This is a genomic window from Arthrobacter sp. E70, assembly GCF_058266945.1.
Map to the genome: position 1 here is coordinate 20,206 of NZ_JBYQFR010000024.1, position 10,725 is coordinate 30,930.

A 10,725-nucleotide genomic window follows, 5' to 3' on the forward strand; every position below is an offset into this window, starting at 1 on the left:
GGAACCTCCAACCGGCCGTTACCCCAGTGCCCGGGGATGGGCCGCGGCGTAGATTTCGCGCAGGGTGTCGGCCGTGACCAGCGTGTACACCTGGGTGGTGGTCACCGATGCGTGGCCCAGGAGTTCCTGCACCACCCGGACGTCCGCACCGCCTTCGAGCAGGTGCGTGGCGAACGAATGCCGAAGGGTGTGGGGTGAAACATCGCGGGTGATGTTGGCCTTCTCCGCCGCCGCCTTCAGCATGGTCCAGGCACTCTGCCGGCTGATCCTGCCGCCCCGGGCATTGAGGAACAGTGCCGGCGTCCCCTTGCCCTTGGCGGCGAGCAGGGGCCGGCCGCGCACCAGGTAGGCGTCCAGCGCGCGTGCGCCGTAGGAGCCCAGGGGCACCATGCGTTCCTTGGATCCCTTGCCGAACAGCCGGACAATCGCGGGTCCGGCGTCCGGCTCTGCCAGGGAGACATCGTCGACGTCCAGTCCCACGGCCTCGCTGATCCTGGCACCGGTGGAGTAGAGGAATTCGAGCAGGGCGCGGTCCCGCAGCCCCGTGGCTGTATCCGTTCCCGCGGCCTCGAGAATCCTGGTGACTTCGTCGACGCTGATGGCCTTCGGCAGGCGTTTGCCGGCCATCGGGGGGTGGACGTCGCTTGCGGGGTCGGCCGGCGTGTAACCCTCCAACGCCCAGAACTTGTGCAGCCCTCGGACCGCCACCACCGTCCGTGCTGCCGACCGCACCCCAAGTGCCGAGCCGCCGTCGGACCCGTCTGCAAGGGCACGCACGTACCCGGTGACGTGGTGGCGGGTGACATCCTCCGGTCGCTGGCACCCGGCCGCGGCCAGGAAGCGCGCATAGCGCGCCAGGTCGCGGCGGTAGGCTGCCAGCGTGTTGGCTGCCAGTCCCCGTTCCACACCCATGTGCTGCAGGTAGTCGGTGATGCCGCGGTCAATGGCAGCAGGAATGTCCGGCGGGGCCGCGCCGGCAGTTGTCGCGGTCGGAGCAGGTTCCACCGCCGGTACCGCTTCAGCCGATGGACCGGCGCTTACCGAAGCACTGACCATCAGCGCTGGCTGGGGTGTGCGGGCCAGGGGGCGTCGGCGGGGCGGAGCCCTTCATAGTTACCTGCGCGGGCGGCCGCGGCGGCGAGGATTCCGACGACGGCGGACGGGTTGTGCAGGCGGCCGGCCAGAACCGATGCTACGGCGTCGTCCAGGCCGATCCAGTGGAACTCGCTTTCGGCTTCTTCGTCCGTGCGTTCGTGCCGCTCGTGGTGCGGTACCTCGGTCAGGTCACGGGCAAGGTAGATCCGGATGGCTTCACTGGAGGAGCCCGGGGAGTTGAAGACGTCGGCCAGGACATTCCACGTACCGGCCGCCAGGTCTGCTTCCTCAGCCAGCTCGCGGGCAGCCCCCACCACGAAATCTTCGCCTTCGACGTCGAGCAGGCCTGCCGGGACCTCCCAGAGGTCCATGCCCACCGGATGCCGGTACTGCTTCAGGAGGAGGATCTGGCCCTCGTCGTTCATGGGCAGTACTGCCACCGCCCCGGGATGGTCGATGTAGTCCCGGGTCAGGGCGTCGCCGGAATCGGAGAGCTGGAACGTATCGCTCACCACATCCCAGATCCGGCCCTGGTACACCTTCTCGGTAGACAAAAGACGGCGCGGGCTTGGTGCATCCGAAACCTGTTTGGCAGGGGTGGCTTCGTGTGTACCAGGCATCGCGCCGTCCTTTTGTTCTATTGATTACTTAGCGGTAACGCTACCCGATGCTGCAGGCTCGCCAGCCGCGGGCACTGCCGTGTCGGCAACGCCCCGGGCACCGTTCCGGTGAGCGGCGTCCTGGTGGTCCAGCGCCGCCTTGACCAGGCCCGCGAACAGCGGGTGCGGACGCGTGGGCCGGGAGCTCAGCTCGGGGTGTGCCTGGGTGGCAACGTAGTACGGGTGGACGTCGGCAGGCAGCTCAACGAACTCCACCAGCTTGCCGTCAGGGGAGGTGCCGGAGAAGACCAGGCCCTTGTCGGCAATCTGCTGGCGGTACTTGTTGTTGACCTCGTAGCGGTGCCGGTGGCGTTCGCTGACGGTGGTCTTGCCGTAGGTTCCGGCAATGACCGAGCCCTCGTCGAGCTTGGCTTCGTAGAGGCCCAGGCGCATGGTGCCGCCGAGGTCGCCGCGGCCTTCGACGTACTCCAGCTGCTCTTCCATGGTGGCGATCACAGGGTACTTGGAGTCGGGCTCGAACTCGCTGGAGGAGGCACCTTCCAGGCCCACCACGTTGCGGGCGTACTCGATCACCATGCACTGCAGGCCAAGGCAGAGGCCCAGGACAGGCAGTTTGGTTTCGCGGGCGAATTTCAGGGCGCCGAGCTTGCCTTCAAGCCCGCGGATGCCGAAGCCGCCCGGCACGCAGATGGCGTCCACGCCGTCGAGCGCCTTAATGGCACCTTCGCGGGTCTCGCACTCGTCGGACGGAACCCAGCGGATCTTAACCTTCGCCTCGTTGGCGAAGCCCCCGGCGCGCAGCGCTTCGGTGACCGAAAGGTAGGCGTCGGGCAGGTCGATGTACTTGCCCACCAGGGCAATCTCGACGTGGTGCTTGGGGTTGTGGACGGCCTCCAGCAGCCGGTCCCAGCTGGTCCAGTCGACGTCCTTAAAGGGCAGGTCGAGTGCGCGGACGATGTAGGAGTCCAGGCCCTGGCCGTGCAGGGTCTTGGGGATGTCGTAGATGCTGGGGGCGTCCGCAGCGTTAACGACGGCATCGATGTCGACGTCGCACATGCGGCCGATCTTTTCGCGCATGGCATCCGGCACCTCACGGTCCGAGCGGATCACGATCGCCTCAGGCTGGATGCCGATGGAGCGCAGTGCAGCCACGGAATGCTGCGTGGGCTTGGTCTTCAGTTCCTGGGACGGGCCGATGTACGGAACGAGCGAGACGTGCAGGAAGAAGACGTTGTTCCGGCCGATGTCCTGGCGGACCTGGCGGGCGGATTCGAGGAACGGCTGGGACTCGATGTCCCCCACCGTGCCGCCGATTTCGGTGATGATGACGTCCGGAGCGTTCTTGCCCTCGGCAGGCAAGCGCATGCGGCGCTTGATCTCATCAGTGATGTGCGGGATGACCTGCACGGTGTCGCCGAGGTACTCGCCGCGGCGTTCCTTCGCGATGACCGTGGAGTACACCTGGCCGGTGGTCACGTTGGCGGAGCCCTCGAGGTTCTCGTCGAGGAAGCGCTCGTAGTGCCCGATGTCCAGGTCCGTCTCGGCGCCATCGTCGGTGACGAAGACCTCGCCGTGCTGGAAGGGGTTCATCGTGCCCGGATCCACGTTCAGGTAGGGATCGAGCTTCTGCATGGTTACGGACAGGCCGCGTGCCCGCAGCAGGTGGCCGAGGCTGGAAGCCGTCAGCCCCTTTCCGAGCGAGGACGCCACACCGCCGGTGACGAAGATGTGCTTGGTCGTCTTGGAGGAGCCCGGGAACCGGGAATTTACACGGGAATTTGATCGCTGCACCACGGAATTCGAGCCTATCATCAATTGAGCCTTCCACAGATCGGGAGGGACGGGTTCCCAAGCGTTCCAGTCTGCTGGTCCAGGGCCCGTTTGTTCAAGGGGACTTTCCGCTTTAAGCCTTCCGGTTTTCGCCCGTCAGGCCCGCTGTGGCAGGAGTTTCGCGTCATCCAGCAGTTCCTGGGCGTGCGCCTGCGCCGACTCCGAGTCCTCCTGCCCGGCCAGCATGCGGGCCAGTTCGCGGACGCGTTCCGTTCCGTCCAGGAGGCGAACATCACTGGAGGTGAACCCGGTGGCGGTGCCGCCGTCGGCTCCCCGGACGGATGTCTTGGTGACGGTGATGTGCTGGTCCGCAAAGGCAGCCACCTGCGGCAGGTGCGTGACCACCAGGACCTGGACGTGGCGGGCCAGCATGGCCAGGCGACGGCCGATTTCGACGGCGGCACGGCCGCCAACGCCCGCGTCCACCTCATCGAAGACGAAGGTGGGGACGGGATCCACGGCTGCCAGCACCACTTCGATGGCGAGCATGACGCGGGACAGTTCACCGCCGGACGCGCCCTTGCCCAGGGGCCGGGCCGGGGCGCCGGAGTGCGGCTGCAGCAGGAAGGAGATCTCGTCGGCACCGTGCGGTCCCAGCTGGCCGGCCCCCTCGATGGTGATGACCAGCGTGGCGTCGGCCATCGCCAGGGCCTTCAGTTCGGCACTGACCCGGGCGGACAGGTCCTTCGCAGCCTTGGCCCGGATCTTGCTGATGGCCCCAGCCTGCTTGGTCAGTTCGGCCTCGGCGCGGACCACCTCTGCGTCCAGTGCCTCGATCCGCGAGGAATCGTCCTGCAGCTCGTCGTAGCGGACGCGCGCGGTCTCGGCCCACACCAGCACTTCGTCGATGGTGGGGGCGTACTTGCGTACCAGTTTTGCCAGGGCCGCCCGGCGGTCCTCGATTTCGGCGAGGCGTTCCGGTCCCTCGGTGTCCAGCCCCGCCTGGTAGCTGGCGAGCTCGGTGGCGATGTCATTGAGCAGGAATCCGACTTCTGCCAGCCGCGCGGCAGCGGAACCAAGCTCGGCATCGTGTTCGGCCACATGCTCCAGGGTGCGCTTCGCGGCGTCGACCAGAGTGGTGGCATCACCCGCGTCGCCGAAGTCCTCCGCGATGAGGGCCTGGTGCGCGGTGCTGGCGGCGATCCTCAGTTCCTCGACGTTAGCGAGCTTCACGGCCTCGGCCTTCAGCAGCTCGTCCTCCCCCGGCTGCGGGTCCACGGCGTCGATCTCGGCGAGGGCTGCGTCCAGGGATTCGGCTTCGCGGAGCCTGTCCCGTGCCGCGCTGCGGAGGGCGTCCAGTTCAGCCTGGCTGGACTTCCAGTGGCTGTAGAGGTCCTGGTAGGCGGCCAGCGGGCCAGCCAGTGTTTCGCCGGCGAACTTGTCCAGGGCTCCGCGCTGGGCGGCCGCTCCCTTGAGCCGGATCTGGTCCGACTGGCCGTGGACCACCACCAGGGATTCGCCGATCTCGGCGAGGACGCCCACGGGGGCGGCGCGCCCGCCAAGGAAGGCACGGCTCCGGCCGTCGGCACCCAGGCGCCGGGCGAGGATCAGCTCCGCGCCGCCGTCGAACTCTTCTGCCTCCGCGCCGGCGTCCAGGGCCCGGGCAACGGCCGGGTGCCCGGCGTCGAGCTTCAGCACAGCCTCCGCCGTGGCGCTCTTCGCCCCGCTCCGCACCGCACCGGCGTCAGAGCGGGCACCGAGCAGCAGGCCGACGGCGGTGACCACCATGGTCTTTCCGGCACCGGTTTCACCGGTCACCACGCTCAGTCCCGGCCCCAGTGGGAGCGTCGCGTCGGTGATGACGCCAAGATCGCGGATTCTCAGTTCTTCAAGCATGACGTCACTTTGCAGTCGAGGGATCGGGATCGCTGTCAGGGTCGGCCGGCTGCGGTACCTGCAGCGGGGGCATGGGCCGGGGTGTCCGCACGATGGGGATGGGACCGGTGTGGATGGCATCGGACTTGGGCACCGGCCCGCGCCAGCCATGGATAGGGAGCTGGAACTTTCGGACGAGGCGGGCGGAGAACGGTGTTTGGTGGGTCCGCGCGAGGCGCACCGGATTGGCCGATTTGGTGACTTCGACGCGCGCCCCCGGCGGCAGGTCCACGGAGCGCCGGCCGTCGCACCACAGCACACCCTGCGCGTCGGTACGGCTGAGGACCTCCACGGCCAGCTTTGAGCGGGGCGAGACGACGAGCGGTTTGGCAAAGAGCGCGTGGGCGCTGATCGGCACGATCACCAGGGCTTCCACCTCGGGCCACACCACCGGGCCGCCCGCGGAGAAGGCGTAGGCGGTGGACCCGGTGGGGGTGGCCAGCACGATGCCGTCAGAACCGAAGGAGGTCAGGGGCCGTTCGTCCACTTCGGTGACCACTTCGAGCATCCGTTCGCGGTTGGCCTTCTCGATGGCGGCCTCGTTCAGCGCCCAGGTGTGCCAGATTTTCTGGCCCCGGACCCAGACCTGGACGTCGATGGTCATGCGTTCTTCCACCGTGTATTCGCGGCTCGCCACCCATTCAACAGTCTGGGCGAGGTCGGCCCGCTCGCTTTCGGCGAGGAAGCCGACATGGCCGAGGTTGACGCCAAGCAGCGGGACGTCCACCTCCCGGACCAGTTCTGCGGCGCGGAGAATGGTGCCGTCCCCGCCGAGGACCATGACGAGTTCCACGTCGGGAAGCTGGACATGGTCGTGCAGCACCTCTACCGGCTGGGCGAGGTGCCCGAAGAACCGTTCCATGTCCGCCAGCTCGGATTCCTGCATCACCGGGACCATGCCCGAGCCATGCAGCAGGGCGCAGGCTTCCCAGGCGGCCTTCAACGACTCCTCGCGGCCGGTGTGGGCGAGGACCAGTACACGCCTGCTCATCAGGTTCCGCTCTCTAGTGGTTCGGCCAGATTTGTCCGAGCAAGGCAGCCGCTGCTGCCTCCCGCTCTTCGATCTTAGGCAAGTCTTTGCTGATCCTGCGTTTTATCCACAGGAAGTATTCGACGTTTCCGTCCTGGCCCGGCAGCGGACTCGCCGCCAGCCCGCACAGGTCCAGCCCGGCGTCGAGCGCTGCCGTGGCGACTTTCTCCACGGCCATGCGGCGTTCCCGTTCCGAGGTGACGACGCCGGTGCGGCCCAGGCGGTCCTTGCCGATTTCGAACTGCGGCTTCACCATCAGCACCAGGTCGCCGCCGGGTTCGGTGCAGTGCGACAGCGGCTGCACCACCAGGGTGAGGGAGATGAAGGACAGGTCGGCGACGGTCAGGGCGGCCGGGCCGCCGATGTCCTCCGGGGCCATGTACCGGACGTTCATCCCCTCGTGGACTTCCACGCGGGGATCGTCGCGCAGGTGCGGCACCAGCTGGCCGTGCCCGACGTCGACCGCCACCACGTGTGCCGCGCCCCGGCGCAGGAGGACGTCGGTGAAGCCCCCGGTGGAGGCGCCTGCGTCGAGGCACCTTTTGCCGCGTGCCGAGACCTCGGGAAAGGCGTCGAGGGCACCGGCCAGCTTGTACCCTGCCCGGCTGGCGTAGGTGTCCTGGTCATCAAGTTCGACAGCGAGGTCCCGGCTTTCGTCAACCTGCAGGGAGGCTTTGGCGAGGACGTAGCCGCCCGAGGTGACCTTGCCTTCGGCGATGAGCGAGGCTGCGTGCGTACGCGACCGGGCCAGCCCGCGCGCAACCAGTGCCTGGTCGAGGCGCACTGCCATCAGGCTCCGCCGCCCGCGGGTCCGCTGCCTGCGGGGTCCTCGTTGAGGGCTGCCAGCAGCTCATCGTGGAGCACGTTGTATATCCCCTCGTGCTCCGATACCGGGACCTGCGGCAGTGTCTCCAACTGGTCGAGCGCGCGCTGCACCAGGGGGTCCGCCACTTCCCTTTGGCTGGCCGGCCAGTCCGGGGCCGGCTGGACAGCCGCGGGTCCGTCGTCGGTGTTCAGCTCAGTCATCCGACCAGTCTAGTGATCCAACCAGGCCAGCTTGGGCGCTTTTGCCGTTGCGGCGTCGGGGGTGGCTGCCCACCACGCAGCGCAGGCCGCCCGCCAGGAATCCAGGTCCTCCTTGCTGCCAATGATGCCCACCGCCCCATTGGCCACGCGTGCCGTCGCGTTGCCGCAGGTGTATGTGCCGTCGTCGTGCGTCACGTCCGGGTAGGGCCGGTGCAGGTCGGTGAGTGAGCCAATGACGTAGTCCGGACGTTCCGCAGCCCGGGCCGCCAGAATGGTCTCGCGCGTGTCGACGCCGGTCAGGACGGCGACGGTGGCAAAGCCGGCGTTGTTGCCGCCCAGGATGTCCGTGTCCAGGCGGTCGCCCACCACAAGGGGCCGCTCGGCGCCGAGACGCTTGGCGGCTGAGTGGAAAAGCGGGGCCTCAGGCTTGCCTGCGACCCTGGGCTGCTGGCCGGTGGCCGCAGCCACCGCGGCCACCAAGGTGCCGTTGCCCGGGGCGATCCCTCGTGCCTGGGGGATGGACATGTCCGTATTGGTGGCCACCCAGAGTGCACCGGCATTGACCACATAGGTGGCTTCGGCCAGATCCTTCCATCCGATGGCCGGGTTGAACCCCTGGACCACGGCCACGGGTTCCTCGTCCTGGCTGCCGACCGGCACCAGGCCTACCAACTCGATTTCGCGGGCAAGCGCCGGGCTGCCGGTGATGAGGATCCTGGAGCCGGGAGGCAACAGCGAGGCCAGCAGATCCGCCGCCGCCTGGGAGGAGCTCACCACCTGGTTGTCCTCTGCCGGCGCACCCAGCTCGCGGAGATGGGCAGCAACTTCTGCCGGCGACCGGGAGGCGTTGTTCGTTACATAACCCAGCCCGATGCCCAGCCCGGAAAGCTGCGTGAGCGACTCAATTGCTCCGGGTATGGCGTGGGGGCCGGCATAAACTACGCCGTCCAAGTCGGCGAGGAGCGCGTCGAAGCGCGATACCAGGGAAACTTCACTCATGCGCTGTCAGTCTTCCCTGGTGTCCTGGCCGTTGCCCCTGGTGGACTCTTCATCCAGCGGGGATTCAAAATCGTCGTCTTCCACCGAGTCCTCGTCCGATTCTGCGTCATCGGAGACGAAGTAATCGGCGTCCTGGTCATCGAGGTTGCTGTCCTGGGCGGCCTTCGCCTCGGTGGCGCGGGCTGCTTTGGAGGCAGGCGCTTGGGAAGGCTCTGGTTCAGAGGCTTCAGGGGCCCTGGATGCGCGGTCCAGCATCCTGCGGCGCTCGGCCTCTTCGCGCGCCTCTTCTTCCTCGTCCCAGCCAAGATCGATAATTTCGGGTTCCTCGTCCACACCTTGGCCCAGGGCATTTTCGGCCACGACGGCCTGCCGGCTCCACTTCTCCGCCTCAGCTTCCCGGCCTGCGGCCTTGAGCGCGTCGGCGTAGGCACGGAACAGGCGGGGGCTGTAGGAGAACGCGCGGTTGATGTCCAGCTGCGGGATTTCGAGTTCCGCCACCGCGGCGTCCAGCTGACCGAGGTCCGTGCGGGCTCCAGCGGCAACCATGGCAAGCTCCACCTTGCCGGGTGCGTCGAGGTCCTGGGCTTCTTCGGAGCGGGCAACATCGAGTGCGCGGTCGGGCCGTCCGAGGCCACGCTCGCAGTCCGCCATGACAGGGAGGTGCACGTTCGAACCGCTGATGCGGCGGAAGGTGCGGAACTCGCGCAGCGCCTCGCCGTAGTGGCCGGCCGCGTAGGCAGTCAGTCCTACGGCCTCGCGGACGGCGGCAAGCCGTCCGCCACGGCGGCTGGCAGCCAGGGCGTGCTGGAAGGCAAGCTCCGGTTCGTCGTCGATAAGCCTGCCGGCCATCACCAGGTGGCGGGCCACCCATTCTGCACTCTTGGCCTCGAGGGTCTTGATCTGGTGCTGGGTGGCACGGTCAAGTTCCTTGCCCGTGACGTCCTCGTCGATTTCCGGCGAACGTTCCCGGTCCGGGCGGTTGGCGCTGCGAAGGTCGGCAGCATTGGGTACACGGGCCGGACGTTCCTCCTGGCTACGGCCAAAGCTGCGCGGACCGGAATCACCGCGGGGCGAGGCACCGCGGGACGGGCCACCCTCGAAACTACGGGGTCCACGGTCCTGGCGGTCACCGAAGGGCTTGCGGTTCCCACCGGAAAAACCGCGGCGGTCGCCTTCCCCCTCACGGCGCGGACGGTCACCAAACGGCTTCCGGTCACGGTCACCGAAACTGCGGCGCTCATCCCCCTCGCGACGCGGACGGTCACCAAACGGCTTCCGGTCACGGTCACCAAACGGCTTGCGGTCACGGTCACCGAACTGCTTACGCTCGCCACCGCCGAAACCGCGCCGGTCACCTTCGCCATCACGGCGCGGACGATCACCAGAGGGTTTCCGATCACGGTCACCATAGGGCGCGCGATCACGATCACCATAGGGTTTCCGGTCACGGTCACCGAACTGCTTACGCTCGCCACCGCCGAAACCACGGCGGTCACCTTCGCCATCACGGCGCGGACGATCACCAAAGGGTTTCCGATCACGGTCGCCATAGGGCGCGCGATCGCGATCACCGAACTGCTTACGCTCGCCACCGCCGAAACCACGGCGGTCACCTTCGCCATCACGGCGCGGACGATCACCAAACGGCTTCCGGTCACGATCACCGAACTGCCTACGCTCGCCACCGCTGCCAGAGCCACGGGAGGAGTAGTTTCCGTCCCGGTCCCCGCGTGAACGGAAACCACGAGGATCCCCACCGGAGTTGTTGTTGCCCCGGAAGGCGCCGCGGTCGTTGCCGCGGTCGCCGTTGTGCTCGGCCATATGGATTCCTCCTGTTGTGAGCCGACCACTGGCGCAAAGGCAGCCGCTCGTTTCGTTTCCTACGCGACCCCGCATCAAGCGCTCGGAAGTCCGTACATCTTCATCAATTCTAGTGGAGCCGCAAAATCCGCCGGGACACAGCGGGCCCTGGCAACAGCATCGTGGCCATCTTCACAAAGCCTCTCTCCCGCCGCTTCCCCACCGACGCCCCATCACATCCTGCCGCCTCCCCACCGACGCGCCAGCATGTCCCGCCCCTTCCCCAAGGACGCGCCATCAGGTCCTGCCAGTTCTGCGTGGATCCGCCATCACCTCCTGCAGGTGGCGGCGTCACGTGATGGGGCGTCCCTGGATTAGGGGTGTTAGCTGATGGGGCGTGCCTGGTTTTTCTTGGGGGCTGTGCCCAGGGTTTGGGGTGGGTTTTTGGTT

General features: G+C 67.5%; 10 protein-coding genes. 1 reads left to right on the forward strand and 9 read right to left on the reverse strand.

The genetic code is table 11. The features are described 5' to 3' along the window. Nucleotides 1-18: 18 nt before the first annotated feature. The 9 genes from xerD to AC3IMC_RS20005 all read right to left on the reverse strand — a co-directional run bounded on the left by xerD (nucleotide 19) and on the right by AC3IMC_RS20005 (nucleotide 9,342). On the reverse strand, nucleotides 19-1,056 hold the full coding sequence (gene xerD / locus AC3IMC_RS19965; RefSeq protein WP_490920640.1) for a site-specific tyrosine recombinase XerD: 1,038 nt from the start codon (nucleotides 1,054-1,056) through the stop codon (nucleotides 19-21). Beyond that, complete coding sequence (locus AC3IMC_RS19970; protein ID WP_490920641.1) at nucleotides 1,056-1,715, reverse strand: NUDIX domain-containing protein; 660 nt, start codon at nucleotides 1,713-1,715, stop codon at nucleotides 1,056-1,058. Before AC3IMC_RS19970 ends, xerD begins: the two co-directional genes overlap by 1 nt. A 24-nt stretch (nucleotides 1,716-1,739) precedes the next feature. Next, nucleotides 1,740-3,527 carry a CTP synthase gene (pyrG, locus tag AC3IMC_RS19975; RefSeq protein ID WP_490920642.1) on the reverse strand — a complete coding sequence of 596 codons (1,788 nt, stop codon included), beginning with the start codon at nucleotides 3,525-3,527 and terminating at the stop codon, nucleotides 1,740-1,742. 114 nt (nucleotides 3,528-3,641) lie between these two features. Further along, nucleotides 3,642-5,381 carry a DNA repair protein RecN gene (recN, locus tag AC3IMC_RS19980; RefSeq protein ID WP_490920644.1) on the reverse strand — a complete coding sequence of 580 codons (1,740 nt, stop codon included), beginning with the start codon at nucleotides 5,379-5,381 and terminating at the stop codon, nucleotides 3,642-3,644. 4 nt (nucleotides 5,382-5,385) lie between these two features. Then, nucleotides 5,386-6,411 carry an NAD kinase gene (locus AC3IMC_RS19985; protein WP_490920646.1) on the reverse strand — a complete coding sequence of 342 codons (1,026 nt, stop codon included), beginning with the start codon at nucleotides 6,409-6,411 and terminating at the stop codon, nucleotides 5,386-5,388. 13 nt (nucleotides 6,412-6,424) lie between these two features. Next, the gene (locus AC3IMC_RS19990; RefSeq protein ID WP_490920647.1) at nucleotides 6,425-7,240 is read right to left on the reverse strand and encodes a TlyA family RNA methyltransferase; all 816 of its coding nucleotides are present in this window, start codon (nucleotides 7,238-7,240) and stop codon (nucleotides 6,425-6,427) included. Next, on the reverse strand, nucleotides 7,240-7,476 hold the full coding sequence (locus tag AC3IMC_RS19995; RefSeq protein ID WP_490920648.1) for a hypothetical protein: 237 nt from the start codon (nucleotides 7,474-7,476) through the stop codon (nucleotides 7,240-7,242). Before AC3IMC_RS19995 ends, AC3IMC_RS19990 begins: the two co-directional genes overlap by 1 nt. Before the next feature lie 9 nt (nucleotides 7,477-7,485). Continuing rightward, complete coding sequence (locus AC3IMC_RS20000) at nucleotides 7,486-8,475, reverse strand: HAD-IIA family hydrolase (RefSeq protein ID WP_490920649.1); 990 nt, start codon at nucleotides 8,473-8,475, stop codon at nucleotides 7,486-7,488. Nucleotides 8,476-8,481: 6 nt separating this feature from the next. Continuing rightward, nucleotides 8,482-9,342 (reverse strand): hypothetical protein, encoded by an 861-nt coding sequence (locus tag AC3IMC_RS20005; protein WP_490920650.1) that lies wholly within the window; start codon nucleotides 9,340-9,342, stop codon nucleotides 8,482-8,484. Here AC3IMC_RS20005 and AC3IMC_RS20010 point away from each other — a divergent pair. Then, entirely contained in the window at nucleotides 9,331-10,209 is an 879-nt protein-coding gene (locus tag AC3IMC_RS20010; RefSeq protein WP_490920651.1) for a hypothetical protein, read from the forward strand. The genes AC3IMC_RS20005 and AC3IMC_RS20010 overlap by 12 nt on opposite strands. Nucleotides 10,210-10,725: the final 516 nt, after the last annotated feature.

Bases quoted from the DNA above. Each gene is read 5' to 3' on its own strand.
- xerD (WP_490920640.1), bottom strand. From the start codon at position 1,056: ATGGTCAGTGCTTCGGTAAGCGCCGGTCCATCGGCTGAAGCGGTACCG.
- AC3IMC_RS19995 (WP_490920648.1), bottom strand. From the start codon at position 7,476: ATGACTGAGCTGAACACCGACGACGGACCCGCGGCTGTCCAGCCGGCC.
- recN (WP_490920644.1), bottom strand. From the start codon at position 5,381: ATGCTTGAAGAACTGAGAATCCGCGATCTTGGCGTCATCACCGACGCG.
- AC3IMC_RS19985 (WP_490920646.1), bottom strand. From the start codon at position 6,411: ATGAGCAGGCGTGTACTGGTCCTCGCCCACACCGGCCGCGAGGAGTCG.
- AC3IMC_RS19990 (WP_490920647.1), bottom strand. From the start codon at position 7,240: ATGGCAGTGCGCCTCGACCAGGCACTGGTTGCGCGCGGGCTGGCCCGG.
- AC3IMC_RS19970 (WP_490920641.1), bottom strand. From the start codon at position 1,715: ATGCCTGGTACACACGAAGCCACCCCTGCCAAACAGGTTTCGGATGCA.
- AC3IMC_RS20000 (WP_490920649.1), bottom strand. From the start codon at position 8,475: ATGAGTGAAGTTTCCCTGGTATCGCGCTTCGACGCGCTCCTCGCCGAC.
- pyrG (WP_490920642.1), bottom strand. From the start codon at position 3,527: ATGATAGGCTCGAATTCCGTGGTGCAGCGATCAAATTCCCGTGTAAAT.